Source organism: Timaviella obliquedivisa GSE-PSE-MK23-08B, from assembly GCA_019358855.1.
Lineage (GTDB): Bacteria > Cyanobacteriota > Cyanobacteriia > Elainellales > Elainellaceae > Timaviella > Timaviella obliquedivisa.
Window position 1 is genome coordinate 76,581 of record JAHHII010000008.1, and the last position, 15,712, is coordinate 92,292.

The 15,712-nt window shown below is 48.6% G+C and carries 19 protein-coding genes and 1 tRNA gene; 12 read left to right on the top strand and 8 right to left on the bottom strand.

The window, feature by feature from the left end:
- Positions 1–4 precede the first annotated feature (4 nt).
- From KME11_15065 to KME11_15095, 7 genes are all read left to right on the top strand, one after another.
- Positions 5–970, top strand: coding sequence for a glycosyltransferase (locus tag KME11_15065; protein ID MBW4516529.1), 966 nt, complete (start codon positions 5–7; stop codon positions 968–970).
- Positions 971–1,001: 31 nt separating this feature from the next.
- Complete coding sequence (locus KME11_15070) at positions 1,002–2,078, top strand: glycosyltransferase (GenBank protein MBW4516530.1); 1,077 nt, start codon at positions 1,002–1,004, stop codon at positions 2,076–2,078.
- A gap of 4 nt (positions 2,079–2,082) precedes the next feature.
- Positions 2,083–3,102 carry a glycosyltransferase gene (locus KME11_15075; GenBank protein MBW4516531.1) on the top strand — a complete coding sequence of 340 codons (1,020 nt, stop codon included), beginning with the start codon at positions 2,083–2,085 and terminating at the stop codon, positions 3,100–3,102.
- A 92-nt stretch (positions 3,103–3,194) separates the two neighbouring features.
- Positions 3,195–3,815, top strand: a complete 621-nt coding sequence (locus KME11_15080) for a CBS domain-containing protein (protein ID MBW4516532.1) — start codon at positions 3,195–3,197, stop codon at positions 3,813–3,815.
- A 229-nt stretch (positions 3,816–4,044) separates the two neighbouring features.
- On the top strand, positions 4,045–5,505 hold the full coding sequence (locus KME11_15085) for a site-2 protease family protein (protein MBW4516533.1): 1,461 nt from the start codon (positions 4,045–4,047) through the stop codon (positions 5,503–5,505).
- Between the two features lie 17 nt (positions 5,506–5,522).
- Positions 5,523–6,311: a hypothetical protein gene (locus KME11_15090; GenBank protein ID MBW4516534.1), complete on the top strand. Its 789-nt coding sequence runs from the start codon at positions 5,523–5,525 to the stop codon at positions 6,309–6,311.
- Positions 6,312–6,379: 68 nt separating this feature from the next.
- Positions 6,380–6,452, top strand: a tRNA-Glu gene (locus KME11_15095).
- A 69-nt stretch (positions 6,453–6,521) separates the two neighbouring features.
- Here KME11_15095 and folB read toward each other — a convergent pair.
- Together folB and KME11_15105 are read right to left on the bottom strand one after the other, a co-directional pair.
- Positions 6,522–6,905, bottom strand: a complete 384-nt coding sequence (gene folB, locus KME11_15100; GenBank protein MBW4516535.1) for a dihydroneopterin aldolase — start codon at positions 6,903–6,905, stop codon at positions 6,522–6,524.
- Positions 6,902–8,227 (bottom strand): glutamate-5-semialdehyde dehydrogenase, encoded by a 1,326-nt coding sequence (locus KME11_15105; GenBank protein MBW4516536.1) that lies wholly within the window; start codon positions 8,225–8,227, stop codon positions 6,902–6,904. The genes folB and KME11_15105 overlap by 4 nt, the downstream gene beginning before the upstream one ends.
- 140 nt (positions 8,228–8,367) lie before the next feature.
- On the opposite strand from KME11_15105, the gene KME11_15110 reads away from it, so the two are divergent.
- Positions 8,368–8,703, top strand: a complete 336-nt coding sequence (locus tag KME11_15110; protein ID MBW4516537.1) for a hypothetical protein — start codon at positions 8,368–8,370, stop codon at positions 8,701–8,703.
- Between the two features lie 11 nt (positions 8,704–8,714).
- Here the strand turns inward: KME11_15110 and murQ are convergent, their stop codons facing one another.
- From murQ to KME11_15125, 3 genes are all read right to left on the bottom strand, one after another.
- Complete coding sequence (gene murQ / locus KME11_15115; GenBank protein ID MBW4516538.1) at positions 8,715–9,632, bottom strand: N-acetylmuramic acid 6-phosphate etherase; 918 nt, start codon at positions 9,630–9,632, stop codon at positions 8,715–8,717.
- A gap of 58 nt (positions 9,633–9,690) precedes the next feature.
- The gene (locus tag KME11_15120; GenBank protein ID MBW4516539.1) at positions 9,691–10,104 is read right to left on the bottom strand and encodes a DUF3110 domain-containing protein; all 414 of its coding nucleotides are present in this window, start codon (positions 10,102–10,104) and stop codon (positions 9,691–9,693) included.
- A 112-nt stretch (positions 10,105–10,216) separates the two neighbouring features.
- On the bottom strand, positions 10,217–10,819 hold the full coding sequence (locus KME11_15125) for a 5-formyltetrahydrofolate cyclo-ligase (GenBank protein ID MBW4516540.1): 603 nt from the start codon (positions 10,817–10,819) through the stop codon (positions 10,217–10,219).
- 80 nt (positions 10,820–10,899) lie between these two features.
- Between KME11_15125 and bcp the strand changes: the two genes are divergently transcribed.
- Both bcp and KME11_15135 read left to right on the top strand, forming a co-directional pair.
- Positions 10,900–11,370: a thioredoxin-dependent thiol peroxidase gene (gene bcp, locus KME11_15130; protein MBW4516541.1), complete on the top strand. Its 471-nt coding sequence runs from the start codon at positions 10,900–10,902 to the stop codon at positions 11,368–11,370.
- Positions 11,371–11,379: 9 nt separating this feature from the next.
- A complete protein-coding gene (locus KME11_15135; protein MBW4516542.1) occupies positions 11,380–11,835 on the top strand; it encodes an NUDIX hydrolase in 456 nt (151 codons plus the stop codon).
- 32 nt (positions 11,836–11,867) lie between these two features.
- Here the strand turns inward: KME11_15135 and hemE are convergent, their stop codons facing one another.
- Together hemE and KME11_15145 are read right to left on the bottom strand one after the other, a co-directional pair.
- Positions 11,868–12,932: a uroporphyrinogen decarboxylase gene (gene hemE / locus KME11_15140; GenBank protein ID MBW4516543.1), complete on the bottom strand. Its 1,065-nt coding sequence runs from the start codon at positions 12,930–12,932 to the stop codon at positions 11,868–11,870.
- 293 nt (positions 12,933–13,225) lie between these two features.
- Complete coding sequence (locus KME11_15145; protein MBW4516544.1) at positions 13,226–13,570, bottom strand: 2Fe-2S iron-sulfur cluster binding domain-containing protein; 345 nt, start codon at positions 13,568–13,570, stop codon at positions 13,226–13,228.
- Between the two features lie 44 nt (positions 13,571–13,614).
- On the opposite strand from KME11_15145, the gene KME11_15150 reads away from it, so the two are divergent.
- Together KME11_15150 and xth are read left to right on the top strand one after the other, a co-directional pair.
- The gene (locus KME11_15150) at positions 13,615–14,571 is read left to right on the top strand and encodes a cation diffusion facilitator family transporter (GenBank protein MBW4516545.1); all 957 of its coding nucleotides are present in this window, start codon (positions 13,615–13,617) and stop codon (positions 14,569–14,571) included.
- Positions 14,572–14,600: 29 nt separating this feature from the next.
- Complete coding sequence (gene xth / locus KME11_15155; GenBank protein MBW4516546.1) at positions 14,601–15,389, top strand: exodeoxyribonuclease III; 789 nt, start codon at positions 14,601–14,603, stop codon at positions 15,387–15,389.
- Positions 15,390–15,402: 13 nt separating this feature from the next.
- Here xth and KME11_15160 read toward each other — a convergent pair whose 3' ends face one another.
- Positions 15,403–15,624 (bottom strand): ferredoxin-thioredoxin reductase variable chain, encoded by a 222-nt coding sequence (locus KME11_15160; GenBank protein MBW4516547.1) that lies wholly within the window; start codon positions 15,622–15,624, stop codon positions 15,403–15,405.
- Positions 15,625–15,712: the final 88 nt, after the last annotated feature.

The following is a 15,712-nucleotide window of genomic DNA, read 5'->3' on the forward strand; positions in this document are numbered from 1 at the left end:
AGCAATGTTTTCAAAATCACCTCTAGTTAGCATTCTGATCAATAACTATAACTATGGTCAGTTTTTAGATGCTGCGATCGCCAGTGCGCTCAATCAAACCTATCCTCATACTGAAGTAATTGTGGTTGATGATGGCTCTACTGATTGCTCTCCAGAAATCATTGCGAACTATGGCGATCGCATTATCCCAATTTTAAAAGACAATGGCGGACAAGCCTCTGCCCTCAACGCGGGTTTTGCAGCCAGCCTTGGTGAAATTATTTGCCTGCTTGATGCTGATGATTTGTTTCTGCCCCATAAAGTAGCGGAAGTTGTTGATTTGTTTCAAGCACAAACCCATATTAATTGGGTTTTCCATGAGTCAATGGCAAGCCAATCGACAGAAATTATTGACACAGAGGCTTCTATTTTATTTGAGCGAGCGACTCTACAAAATGCTCATCAGTCGTCTCAAACGATGGATTTTAGAAACAATATTCTCAAAGCTCAAATTCCCGACTTTACTCCTTCGACCTCTAACCTCTGCTTTTCACGAGAATTAGCTGAGAAAATATTTCCATTGCCCGAAGTGAAAGGGTTTTCTGGTGCAGCCATCAATGATTTTTATATTAAATACATTGCTGTTGGGCTAGAGACAGGCTGTACTTCTAAAAAAAACTTAGGCGTTTTTAGAATTCACTCCAGCAACGCTTTTTCAACCCAAGGATTTTCTAGAAAAAGAAAAGTTTATGCAGAAATGTATCTCATGACGGCGTACTGGATGCGCGTTAAATTTCCAGAATTTTCAAAGCTAAGCCAAAAGCTATTTTCTAAAGGGTTAGCAACTTACTTCAAAAGTAAGGGCGATGATTTGGATTACCAAAAAGTGATTCGCCAGTATTTTGCCATGGCTTCTTACCCAGAAAAATTTGCGGTGGGTTGGAAATCGATGTATTACTTTGTCAAGTTGGGTTTTACAAGTTTGGTCTGAAAAATTTGCACTAGAACATACCTTGTTAGCCATGTCTATAAAAATAAATTCTAGGGTCAGCATCATTATCAATAATTACAACTACGATCGCTTTCTTGATGAAGCGATCGCTAGCGCCCTGGATCAAACCTATCTCTTTACCGAAGTGATTGTGGTCGATGATGGTTCTACCGATTGCTCCCGCGAAATAATTGCCCGTTACGGCGATCGCATCATTCCTGTTTTAAAGGAAAACGGTGGACAAGCTTCTGCCTTTAATGCTGGCTTTGCGATTAGCCAAGGTGAAATTATCATTTTTCTTGATAGTGATGATGTGCTGTTGCCTCAGATTGCCCAACAAGTTGTCGAAGCTTTTCAGCAACAACCTGATGTTGCTAAAGTGCAATATCAGTTGCAAGTGATTGACGGTGATAGTCGTAAAACTGCAAAAATTATTCCCGAAAGCCGTTACATGCCTAGTGGTAACTTGCGATCGCACATTGTCAAGTTTCATTCCTATGGCTGTCCTCCCACGAGTGGCAATGCGTTCTCAGCAGCAGCACTCCATCGTCTTTTGCCCATGCCTGAAACCGAATACCGCATTGTGGCAGACGAATATATTAACAACTTAGTCCCTTTATTAGGCAAAGTTGTTTCCTTGCATCAAGTAGGCGCACTGTATCGAATCCATGGCAACAACAACTTTTGTAAACCCATTCAGAGTATGGAAGAACCAGAACGTCTCCGCCGCAACTTGCAGGTTAATTTAGAAACCCGCGATCGCCAGAAAGCTCTGTTCAATCAGCTTTACTCGCCTCCCCTACAAAATATTGGAGCCTGGGAAATTGCCTACCTCAAAACCAGAGTCACCTCTTTAAAGCTCGATCCACATAACCATCCATTACCCGCCGATCGCCTGCTCTTGCTGTGTCTTAAAGGTTGTATTGCTGCATTCATTTCGCCCCATATGCGCTTGCGTGGTCGATGTTTGTTTATATTCTGGTTTTTAGTAATGTCAGTGATACCTGCCTCTAAGGCTAAATCATTCACAGAAATCCTCCTTTATCCTGAAGAGCGTAAGCGCCTAGTGGAGAAAATTATTCATCGATTTCGTTCAGTGGAGGTATAGACTCTTGCTCGTCAGCATTATTATTAACAACTATAATTACGATCGCTTCCTTGTTCAAGCAATCGATAGCGCCTTATCCCAAACCTATCCTCATGTTGAGGTAATTGTGGTTGATGATGGCTCTACCGATCAATCCCGGTCGATTATTCAAAGCTATGGCGATCGCCTGATTTCCGTCTTTCAAGAGAACGGCAAACAAGGTGCAGCCTTTAACAGTGGCTTTGCTGCTAGCAACGGCGAAATTATTCTTTTTCTAGACTCTGACGATTACCTTGCTCCCTACGCGATCAAACAAATTGTTTCGAGATGGCAACCCAATTTCGCCAAAATTCACTATCGTCTTGAAGTGGTCGATGCTGAAGGTCAGCCTTTAGGCACAGCCGCACCTCCTCACGGTCAACTCCTTGCCCAAGGGGAATTGTGGCGCACCTTATTGGAAGAAGGAACTTACACGGGTGTTTCTACCAGCGGCAATGCCTTGAGCCGCCAAGCCCTCGCTCAGGTTATGCCTATTCCTACTGACTACCGCACGATCGCAGATGATTATTTATCTAACCTCATTCCGTTCTATGGAGAAGTAGGGGCAATTCAAGAGACACTAGCTGCCTACCGGATTCATACCACTAACCAATGGGCATTAACGACTGTGAATGGCGATCGCTTTCATCGCTTTGTTCACCACGACCTGCAAAGCCGTAACTTGCTTGCTCAAAAAGCCAACGAGCTAGGGCTGCCTCTTCCCTCTGATTTTGACTTAAGATTTCATGGTCACCTGTGGTCGCGCATTGCGTCCCTTCGGCTTGACCCCGTTGATCATCCTATCCCTGCCGATCACCCCCTGCAGTTAATTTATTGGGGAATGCGATCGCTTTGGAAATACTCGCAGTTCAGCCAAAATAAAAAACTAGCCTATAGCCTGTGGTTCCTTTGGGTTGGGCTTTTACCTCTGCCCCTCGCCAAAGTTGCTATCACCTGGCTGTTTGTGCCTTACCAGCGTCCTAAGTTCATGAATCGATGGGTATAACGGGCAGGTCCATAGCAGAAATCTGCTCAATAAAATCTGTAGTGCCCCCAAAATGCGGGAAAATGTAAAGCTGCTGTGATTGAGAGGAAACTATGCTGAAAGCGGCGGACATTATGACCAAAAACGTGGTCAAAATCCGGGGATCTGCAACCGTTGCAGAAGCCGTACAACTGATGAAAGAAAACGGATTGCGGGCGCTCATTGTCGATCGCCGCCATGATCAAGATGCCTATGGCATGGTGACCGAAACAGACATTGTTTACAAAGTGACTGCTTTTGGCACCGACCCAAAGCGGGTCAGAGTTTATGAAATTATGACCAAGCCCTGCATTGTGGTCAATCCCGACCTGGGCGTAGAATACGTTGCTCGCTTGTTTGCCAATACCCGCATTCGCCGTGCTCCTGTCATTAAGGGCGAGCTTTTAGGGGTTATTTCGATTACCGATATTTTGACCAAAGGCGACTTTGTCGAGCGACCTAAGGAAGTAGTGCTTGAACAACGCATTCAAGAAGCGATCGCCCGTGCCCGTGAAGTTTGTGCTAGCAAAGGCACCAATTCCCCTGAATGTGCGGTTGCCTGGGACGAAGTAGAAGAACTCCATGCCGAAGCTGCCCACCAAAAAGCCGAAGTTCCGCAGCAAAAAAAGACCCCCTTTGAAGAGTACTGCGAAGAAAATCCAAATGCTTTAGAAGCAAGAATTTACGATTCTTGACCTGCTCTGTACCGCCAGGAATAGAAATTCTTGACTGAATCAAGCTCGTGTCAAGCCACTAAATTATTTAATTTCAGCAAAGGGGCGAAGAGAGAAGACAATGAGTCTTCCCTGTCGCCCCTTCTCTCTGTGCAGTAAAACACGGATGATAGATTAATTCATAGGATAAAGCTCGCTAGAGTCTTGGCGATAGCACTGTCTCTAGTGAGAAGACAAAGGGATTTTGACCATGATTACTGTTCTGATTTTGTTGGTGGCGTTAGGAATACTGGGTTGGGGCTTGTATCGCGCTCAGCCTATGGGCAAGTTGGGGCTTTTGGCTTGGCTTCAGTCGGTGGTGCTGATGTTGCCTTGGCTACTGTTTTTCGGGTTATCGGCTGCTGGAATTTACATGAACTTAGCCGCAGTCTTGTTCCTGCTCGTCGCTTCAACGGTTGTTTACATCGTTCTGGGGCGGCAGTTACGGGCGATCGCCAGCCAATCTCCTACCGATTCATCTGCTTCGCCAGATGTGTCCAAAATTTCTATAGAACCCGCTCCAGTTCTCCAAACGCCTTCTCCAGAACTGGCTGAAGCCATTGCTATGCCCGCTGAAGATGTGCAGCTAGTACGAGGCATTTTTGGTATTGACACGTTCTTTGCTACCGAAACGATTCCTTACCAAGATGGCGTAATTTTTAGAGGAAATTTGCGGGGAGATCCGCACGCTAGCTATGAGCAGTTGTCGGCAATGCTCCAAACCCGATTAGGCGATCGCTACCGTCTATTTTTAGTGGAGGGTGAGGATAGAAAACCTGTGGTCGTCGTGTTGCCTAGTAGCAACGATCCGAAGCCAACCACCCTGACTCAAGCTTTGCTTGCAGGAGTGCTAGGGCTAGCCACGATCGCCAGCAGCCTGGAAACCGCAGGCATTTTGAAAGGCTTTGACTTTTTTAACCAAACCGAGCGATATTTGGAAGTATTGCCCATCAGTGCGGGTATTCTGCTAATTTTGGCGGCTTATGAACTCGGGCGGCGCTGGGCTGCTCGCCAGCAGCAAGTTCGCCTCAGTCCACCCTTTTTTATTCCCGCTATACAGATTGGCTCTTTTGGTGCATTAACTCGGTTTCAAAGCTTGTTGCCCAATCGTTCAGCCCTGTTTGATATTGCTTTTTCGGGGCCAGCGGCAGGTGGACTGCTTGCCTTGGGTATGCTAGTAGCGGGCTTGGTGCTGTCCACCCCGACCAGCCTATTTCAAATTCCGGCGGAGTTCTTTCAAGGCTCAATTTTAGTGGGCACATTGGCACGGGTCGTTTTGGGTTCTGCCTTGCAACAGCCTGTGGTTAGCATTCATCCCCTGGTTGTCATTGGCTGGTTGGGGTTGGTAATGACTGCCATTAACCTAATGCCCGCAGGACAGCTAGATGGAGGACGCATTGTTCAGTCTATCTACGGGCGCAAAACAGCCGGCAGAACGACGGTGGCAACGTTGATTGTGCTAGGAATTGTCACCTTGGCGAATCCGTTAGCGCTTTATTGGGCGATCGTGATTCTGGTTTTGCAACGGAATTTAGAGCGCCCTGCTTTAAATGAACTGGTTGAACCCAACGATACTCGGGCGGCTCTAGGTCTACTGGTCTTGTTTTTGATGGCGGCGACGCTACTTCCTCTCACACCGGGTTTAGCAGGTCGGCTGGGTATTGGTGGTTAATTTCGGAGATGAAATCTATGGCGGCGATTCCCTCAATAATCTTGGTGTTTGATGTCAGCGCTCTGTCTGCGGCTTCTTGCAGCGAATGGCGAGAGTTTGCACGGGTGGGCAGTTGCTACCTTCCTCAAGTGGTTTATGAGGAGATGAAGATGATGTTCGATCGCTCTCCTGACCCTGATTTGGAGCGCATCGCCAAAGACTTTCACCGTTTTCACACCACTAGCAATTGGAACGTCACTCAAGCCAACGCGCACCATGCCGCCCTCAAAATGGGTTCAGGTCAATCTCTCACACGCCGAGCCAGAGTTTCTCTGGCAGTAGGGCGAGCAGCATACGGTCTTTCCCAAACGTTTCAGGCCAGTATGGTCGTTCTAGTCACCAAAGACCGTTCGCTGTTGCAGCGCCTCTACGAAATTCCTGAGGTGAACTTATGTGGCATCACAGGTGAAGCCTTACTGCAATGGAGCCGCAGCGGGTCGCGCCCGATCGCCGTAATTCAAAAAATTCAACAGTTCCGAACTGCCCATGGCGTGGCTGCTACGGCTGCGGTTAATCACGGCGATCGGCAGCCAGTTGCCGCCCTCAGCGTTTCTAAAGATGCCAAACCTACGATGGTCGATCAGTTGATCATGCCAGAGTGGTTGCCCGATACAGTCTCAATGGTGATGGCGTTTGTGGGCTTGGCGATCGCGGGCTGGTTAATTCACTACATGGTGCAACTGCTCCACCAAAAAAATTCTGTTCCCACCGCTCCCATTGCCCCTACCTCTTTTCATGCCCCCACAAATTTAGCGCCGAGTAGTTGACAGAGGTCACCGCTATTCGTTACCTTAGTTAAGGCTACAAAGCACACATCAAGACGACCAAAGCACCAGCCCCCATCGTCTAGAGGCCTAGGACACCTCCCTTTCACGGAGGCGACGGGGATTCGAATTCCCCTGGGGGTATCGTTCAAACCTAAAAAAGGAGGCAAAAGTAATACTTTTGCCTCCTTTTTTAGGTTTGCGCACAGAATACTATTTCCTCAACACTCCCCCATCCCTAAGTGAACGGGTAATCTCTATAACGATCGTTCCACTAAAGTGAGGAATAGGAGGCACCAGTTTGGTCAAACGAACCTGCACCTGTTGAACAATATTTGCGGTCAAAACGATCGCTGCGATCGCCTCTGCTGCTGCTTCTAAAAGCTGCACTTCGCTCGTTTGAATGTAGCTCTGAATAGCAGTAACGGCGTTGCAATAGTCATAGGTATCAGCAAGGCGATCGCTTGCCCCTGCCTTCGACAAGTCTACTTGAATCATCAGATCGACGTTAAACCACTGTCCCATTGTGCGTTCCTCTAAAAGAACGCCCAAATGCCCAAAGGCTCGAATACCGTTGACATAAATTGCGTCTTTCATGATCTGGTCTGTGTCAAGTCTGTCAAATCTTTATGAGTAAATGGCTGACCTTTTTCACTGCTATAGGCAGAAACAACATGACCTTTACCCGTCACTTGATATTTGTAAGTCACCAGTCCTTCTAGCCCAACGGGGCCACGGGGCGGCGTTTTTTGGGTGCTAATCCCAACTTCTGCCCCAAAGCCGTAGCGGAAGCCATCGGCAAAGCGGGTTGAGCAATTATGAAATACCCCTGCGGCATCGACTTGATCTGTAAAGGTGGCAGCCGCTTGGGCATCTTCAGTCACGATCGCTTCAGTATGGCGCGAACCATAGGTGTTAATGTGAGCGATCGCCTCTGCTAAATCATTCACGATTTTAATTGAAAGAATTAAATCACTGTATTCCGTTTCCCAGTCAATTTCTGTTGCTAAAGCAATATTTAGCCATTCACGGGTACGTTCATCGCCCTTTAGCTCGACACCTGCCGCTTTCAGAATAGGTGCAGCTTGAGCCAGAAACTGTGGAGCGATCGCTCGATGTACTAAGAGTGTCTCAATTGCGTTGCAAGCAGAAGGATACTGGGTTTTTGCATCCAGGGCGATCGCCACAGCATCAACAATCTGAGCAGATTGATCAACATATAAATGACAAATTCCCTCTGCATGACCTAACACTGGAATTTGCGTATTATCTTGCACAAATCGAACAAAAGAATTAGAGCCGCGTGGAATAATTAAATCCACATCTTGGTCTAAATGCAACAATTCTAAAGTTTCCTCCCGTGTGGTCAGCAGCAGCACGACTGCGGGATCAATTCCTGCCTGTTCCAGCCCTTGATGAATCGCCTGAGTCAATGCTTCACAAGACTGCACAGCTTCTTTGCCGCCTTTCAAGATCACCCCATTACCCGACTTCACTGCCAGCGTCGCAATCTGCACTAGGGCATCAGGACGCGATTCAAAAATGACTCCCACGACTCCTAATGGGCAAGTGATGCGCTGAAGCACCAACCCTTCTGCTAATTCTCGATGAATTTGCCGAACTCCCACTGGGTCAGCCAATCGCCCTACGTCTCGCACCCCCGCGATCGCCCCCTGTAACTTGCCAGCATCCAGCTTCAACCTTCCATACAAAGGTTTTGCCAATCCTTCTGCTAGCGCCGTTTGGCAATCGGCTTCATTGGCTGCCAAAATTTTTGGGGCAGCAGCTTCCAGGGCAAGGGCGATCGCCTCAATTGCCTGATTGCGGGCGGTTGTCGATAGCACCGCTAGCTTGCGGGCTGCCTCGCGGGTTTGACGGGCTAAAGCGGGGAGGGTTGAATTCAAGATTTTGGGAGTCATGGGGTTGAGCCGATGGTCGGTTACTTTAAGTTTTAGAGGGATGAGGCACGTTAGCCCTTACGGTTAAAGAAGGTGGATTTGCGGGTACTTCTTAAAAGGGACAACGCGGCTGTTCCTTCACCATTTTCGCGGAGTTTTGTATGTCACGCACAGCCACATCAATGGAAGCAGGTTTGCAAGCGCTTAAACAGGGGCAAGACCAGGAAGCAATTCAAATTTTTGAAACGTTTTGTCAAAATGCTGTGCCTAATTCTAGAGAATATTTGCGAGCTCAAATGCATTTGGTCAAGATTTATCAGAACTTAGAACAGAAGGAGCAGGCGATCGCCCTCTGCCAGCAATTGCTCATCTGCCCCAATGCCCAGGTACAGATTTGGTCACAACATGTTTTAAAAAGCTTGGGCATAACAGAAGTTGGGGAAAAGGATCTAGAGCCAGAACTTAACGAAGAAATAGGAGTAGAGACGGTAGAATAACAGACCCTCTCCTATTCTCCTTTGCTCGCCTTCACAGCTTGCCGCAAATTTCCTTGATGTGCTGACAACAAGCGATCGCCCTCCTCTCCATTAACTCCTGTCCAATGCATCAGCAGGGCGAGTTTGACCTGACGATTGCTCTTTTCTAAAAGAATACTAGCGGCTTCCCGATCCAGGTCAGTTAGGTCTTGGAGAATCCGCAGAGCGCGATCGAGCAGCTTGCTATTGGTCACGGCAACATCGACCATGCGATTTCTGTAGACCTTGCCCAGCTTAACCATGACCCCAGTCGAAAGAATATTTAATGCCAACTTGGTCACAGTGCCAGCTTTTAGCCGTGTAGAACCCGCCAAAATTTCAGGCCCTACTAACAAACGAATATCAACATCAACGTCTAGCCGAACCTGAGTTTGAGGGACACAGGCAATAAAAATGGTGGTGGCTCCCCGTTGTCGAGCAGCAAGTAACGCGCCCTGGACGTAAGGCGTTGTGCCGCCCGCAGTAATGCCGACTACCACGTCTAAGTGGGTGATGTGACGACGGGCGATCGCCTGACTACCATCTTCCGCCTGGTCTTCTAACGCTTCAGAGCTTCTGACCAATGCCCCTGCCCCACCCGCAATGATGCCTTGCACCAACTCAGGCGGCGTACAGAAAGTCGGCGGACATTCGGCAGCATCCAACACGCCTAATCTGCCGCTGGTGCCTGCCCCAATGTAAAAAAGCCGTCCGCCTTGATGCAGTGCTGTAGCGGTGCGGTCGATCGCTTCTGCTAACTGCAACCGAGCGTTGGCAATGGCGGCGATCGTTTGGGCATCTTCTTTGTTGAAGAGATCGACAATCTCTAGGGCGCTCATTTGGTCAAGGTTTTGGCTATTTGGATTCACTTGCTCAGTGAGAAGATGCCCCCGTTCTGCTAAGTCTTTCATGGTAGGTTCTGGATTTTGGAAGGTTTAGGCACGATCGCTAATAGTTTGACGCGATCGCTTACAGCAACCCTTCTAGCCTACGTCGAAGTCGGTCTAGTTCTGAGTTAGAAAATTCGGTTGGTTCGTCTGAGACTTGATCGAGGCGGTCTTCATCTGAGTGATCTTCGATGGGACGCGCCCCCTCGGCTTGCCAGTCAGTCGATTCAACGTTAGATTCGGGAGGTAGTTCAAGCGTTCCTTCGGGAACAATTTTGCATTCATATTCAGAATCTTTGCAGAAGTCTTCAATTTCTTCTGACTCAAACGACTCTACCATTGGGCTAGAAAAGTCTTGAGCTTCTAGCATTAAGCCGTACCGAGTGGCATCATCTTCTGACTCAAACATCAGCACTACGTTGCGATCGCCTACCTTGAGGGTATGAATGCCTTCATTTTCGGTACGAGCATTAAACAACAAAACAAACACGCGCATGAGTTTCCCAGCCCCTTTAACGAAATGTCTGAACGAAACGTCTTAGCGAAAAACATTTTACCCATATTAGCGGAGAGTCTTCTAGCAAGAAGCATTCTAGCGAGGAGCATTCCTAACGATTAATCCAAAATAATCCTGCTTCTGTACAGATGGCATGAAGGGGGCGATCCCACGGGTCGATTGGCAAATGGGGCAACAGCGCAAAGTTAAAGAGGATGCTAATGCTCGGTTTTGTTGCCCAGTGAGGGTCACTGAGCAGGCGATCGTAAAAGCCACCGCCGTAGCCAAGTCGGTAGCCCTGGCGATCGCTAGCCACTGCTGGCACCAAAATCAAGTCTACTGTTTCTAACTCTAAGATCGGCTCATCGGCGTGAGGTTCCAAAATTCCGTAGGCTCCGGCTTGCAGCGGTCTTGAGGTGGACGACCAAGCGTGCCAAGTGAGGGATTTTCCCACACACCGAGGCAGTCCCCAACGTTTGGAACTGTCAGCGCCATAGATTAGCGAGCTAAGATCCGGTTCTTGGCGGAAACTGGTATAAGCCAGAATGGTCTGTGCTCGAATAAATTGGGGAGTGGTTTGAAGATGGGTGCAGAGGCGATCGCTCTGGGTTCGCCAAATCTCAGGAGCAAGGGCACGACGAGCTTTGAGGAGCGATCGGCGCAGGTCTGCCTTGGAAGTTAGCCCAGCGATTGGATCAATGATTTGTTCTGCCATAGCCGATTAGCTCTAAAATGTAGATTATGTTTGCCATAAAAAATAGAAAGAATAAAAGAAGTGTGATAAAAGGAGTTGCTGTGCCCCTTCAGCCCGGTGATGCCGCGCCAGACTTCAGATTGCCAGATGGAGCAGGAAATATCGTCAAGCTCTCGGACTTTCGAGGACGGCGAGTCGTGCTTTATTTCTACCCTCGAGACAACACTCCAGGTTGCACTAAAGAAGCGTGCGGCTTTCGGAACGCCTACTCCGACTTTCAGGATGCTAACGCAGTCGTGCTTGGAATTAGTACAGACGATGCCAAAGCCCATACTAAGTTTGCAACAAAACTTAATTTGCCTTTTCCGCTCTTAACCGATGCCGATGGTAAAGTTTCAACGGCTTATGAGAGTTATGGGCTGAAAAAGTTTATGGGTAAAGAATATATGGGTATCAGCCGTAATTCTTTTTTGGTTGGCCCTAACGGGAACATCGAGAAGATTTACCTTAAGGTTACTCCCGAAAGTCACGCAGTCGAAGTGTTGGCTGATGTGACCAACCCACAAACCTAAAAAATCCCCATGCAACAGTTACAGCGGTTCGTCCAGGCAGCGCTGGGCATAATTTTTCGGCATCCGATTACGGGCACTAGCATTGTACCCGTGCTGCCCGATGGGCGAATTGTCTTGATTCAGCGCCGAGATAACGGTCGTTGGAGCTTTCCGGGTGGCATTGTAGATTGGGGCGAAGATATCCCGACCTCGGTGAAGCGGGAATTGACCGAAGAGACGGGACTAAATCTAGTTAATATTAAGCGGCTCGTTGGCGTATATTCTGACCCAACGCGCGATCCCCGGTTTCATTCCATTTGCGTTTTGGTTGAGGCGGCGGTGGAGGGTACCATGCTGGCGCAGGACAAGCTGGAAGTCTTGGACGTGAAGGCATTCAAACTTGGAGAAATTCCCCAGGGTGAACTATCCCATGACCACGATCGCCAGCTTGCCGATTATTTGAAAGGCGTGACGGTGTTAGCGTAACAGTCTTGGTGTAACAGGTTTGGTGTGACAGCCTAGGCTGGAACCGCTAGCAGTTGATCCACTTGCTTTGCTGTTTCAAAGAAGTATGCCGCGTTTTCTTCTGGGGTTTTGGGTAAAATGCCATGACCCAAATTGAGGATGTGTCCTCGTCTACCAGCTTTGCGAACCGTGTCGAGGATGCGATCGCGGATCAATGCTTTTGAGCCAAACAGCACGCAAGGGTCAATGTTACCTTGCACCATCATGTTAGAACCCAGCCGTTGCCGCGCTTCCGCCATATCTACTGTCCAATCAACGCTGATGATATCTACGCCCGATTGACCCATGCGCTCTAACACGCCTGCACTGCCGCTGATGTAGAGAATCATTGGGGTGTCAGGATGCTTAGCTTTGACTTGACGAACGACCTGCTGCTGATAGGGTAGGGCAAAAGCATCGTAGTCTTGAGGACTGAGTTGCCCTGCCCAAGAATCAAACATTTGCACAATCTGTGCGCCCGACTCAATTTGGTAGCAAGCGTAGGCGGCGATCGCATCGGCAAGCTTACTCAAGAGTTGATGCAACATAGCTGGCTCAGAAAACGCCATGCCCTTGATGATGCTGTAGTCTTTCGAGCTTTTCCCCTCAACGGCATAAGCTGCCAAAGTCCAGGGGGCGCCGACAAACCCTAGCACCGTTGCCTCATTGCCCACTTCTTGCCGCAGGGTTTGCAAAATAGTGCGGATGAACGGCATCGATTCTTCCGGCTCGATTTCGTAAAGTTGATCGATTTGTGCCTGAGTCCGAATAGCTGGCTCAATGATGGGCCCTTTGCTCTCAATAATGTCGAAGGGAATGCCGATTCCAGGGAGCGGAGTCAAAATGTCTGAAAACAAAATTACGCCATCGGGTCGAAACGCGCGCCAAGGTTGTAGTGAAATTTCTACGGCGATCTCTGGATTCTCGGAGCGCTCTCGGAAAGAGGGATGGCGATCGCGCAGTTCCCGATACTCTTTCATGTAGCGTCCCGCTTGGCGCATCATCCAGACGGGAGGACGCTCTACTGCTTCGCCGCGTGCAGCCCGAAGCAAACAGGGAACTTGATTGAATCCGGTCATTGCAACTCCGTCAATTAATGCTAGTAATGCTAAGTCGAGTTTTTAAGCGTAGATGCTAGCCTACCATTGCGCGATCGCCTCTCTGTAACCAGCCTTACCAAGCTGTTACAAAAGTTCAGGTTTATTGCATTAATCTGACATTACCTCAAAAGTATGAACCTACTCAAAGCCCCTCGCCTGAAGGAAAGGGGTTTGGGGAGAGGTCTAGCTGCGTTGCCGACGAAACCTAACCCCTAGCCCCTTCCCTAAGAGGGCAGGGGAACTGGATTTCATATAGTGATTCAGAAACGTCATTAATCCTTGGGCACATCGGTTTTTGGGGCATAGTACAATGAAGTGCCATACAAAACCTGCTCCTGATGAGTTAGCAAAGTGCAGTCGGAGCGCGGGTAGGCAACGCAAGTGACTGTGTATCCGGCGGCTAATTCAGGCGATCGCAGGAACTTTTGCTCGGCTTGCTCGACTTCTCCCTCTAGCAGCTTGGCAACACAGCCCGAACATTCTCCCAATTTGCAGCCCGCAGGCAACCGGATGCCTGCATCTTCGGCAATATCTAGAATATATTGGTCATCGGGCACTGACAGAGTGCGATCGAGGGCGATCGCCGGATTCACCAACCGAACCTGATAAACTGCCATCTCACACTTTTCCTGAACAAGACCTTTTCCAGCGTATCGAAAAAATGCACTTTCATTCCCATTTCTGCCGTCCTAGTTGCGATTGCACTGAACCCCCTTCCCGCAAAATTCGACAGCTTTGGATCGCGCTGGCGTTGATTAGCATTTTTGCCGTTGCAGAACTGTTGGTGGGGTTGTTTAGCCATAGTTTGGCGCTCCTGGCAGAGTCAGGGCATATGCTCTCGGATGCCTTAGCGTTAGGAGTGGCGCTGTTAGCAACTTGGCTGGCGCAATTGCCTGTTTCGCATCAGGCGACGTTTGGGTATCGACGGGTCGAAATTTTGGCGGCATTGGCGAATGGAGTAAGCTTGATGGTTGTAGCGGGTTTGATTGCCTGGGAAGCGATCGCCCACCTTCGAGAGCCGCCTACCGAAATTCTGAGCTTGCCGATGTTAGTCACGGCGGTCGTGGGTCTGGGCGTGAACAGCCTCAACGCTTTCTTACTGCACGATGATAGCCATCATGATCTCAACTTGCAAGGGGCTTTTCTGCACATGGTGGCGGATGCCGTTAGCTCGGTGGGAGTCATTGGGGCAGCGATCGCGGTTTGGCTACTCCATTGGAACTGGGCAGATGGAGCGATTAGCCTCAGCGTTGCCGTGTTTATTGGAATTGGGGCAATTCCGATCATTCGGCAAAGTTGCAATATTTTGCTCGAAAAAACGCCGCCTCATCTAGATGTAGAGCAAATTCAGACTCATCTGCAAGAGTTCTTAGGCGTGAAGGCAGTCGATCGCCTTTATGTCTGGACGATCGCCCTGGGTCAGGAAGCGCTATTTGCTGAGTTGACCGTGGATATTCGAGATGGGGAGGAGCGCGATCGCTTACTAGCAGAAATGCAGGCTTCTGTGCGTGAAAAATACGGCATTCAAGAAATCATTTTTCAAATGACCGCGCCTGTAACCGTGAATTTATCAAGACCTGGAATATTGTTGGGCGTGATCAGCAATGAGATGATTTAATCTATAAGCTAGTATTTACTGCGCCTGTCATGAAAATTGCTACGTGGAACGTTAACTCAATTCGCACTCGGTTGGAACATCTGGTGGGATGGTTAGAGGATAATCCAGTAGACGTGTTATGCGTGCAAGAAACAAAGGTTGTCGATCAAGATTTTCCTAAGTTACCTATTGAGGCTTTGGGCTACCACACTTATGTTTCAGGGCAAAAGTCTTATAACGGGGTGGCATTGCTCAGCCGATCGCCCCTAACCGAGGTCAGCATGGGTTTTACGCCCGTTTTGGGAGAAGCGATCGTCGGTGATTTAGATGATCAAAAACGTATCATTACGGGCGTGTTAGATGGCGTGCGAATTGTTGATCTTTATGTGCCCAATGGCTCGGCGATCGGTAGTGAAAAGTATGTGTACAAACTGCGTTGGTTAGGGATGCTACGAAACTATTTGAAGGCGCTCATGATGCAGCACTCCAATTTGTTAGTGTGCGGCGATTTCAATGTTGCTCCCGAAGACCGCGATATCCATGATCCCGTAGGGCGAGAACAGTGCATTATGGCTTCCGATATAGAACGGCAAGCGTTGCAACAGGCAATTTTTGATTTGGGCTTATCTGATGCCTTTCGCAAATTTAACCCAGAAGAAGGGCAGTTTAGCTGGTGGGATTATCGAGCCGCCGCCTTTCGGCGAAATTTGGGCTGGCGGATTGATCACCACTACTTGTCGCCAAACTTGTATGAGCAGGCAAAAAGCTGCACTATCGATATTGCTCCCCGCAAACTAGAGAAGCCGAGCGACCATGCGCCCGTGGTGGTTGAGATTTAGGAAAAGTTGAAATTTAGATCGATTCCAGCTCGGTATCTCGTAAATGCGCCTTAAACTTGCCCTCAAATTTTACTAAGAGGGGAAAGTTTGCACTGATAGGTTTGCCATGCCACTCTGAGGCAATACCCACCACCTCACCCTCTAAACCCTTAAGGTCAAAGGCTTCGTTTCGATGGGCGGGGTAGTGATAAACCACAACAGATTCTTTGACTCGAACGCGATCGCCAACTTTCATAGCCTTTTAGTCATCTCTCTTTGAAAACCTGCACTGGGAGTGTCATATCCATTTTTGCTGTTGATCACGACACTTCATCATTTTTGCA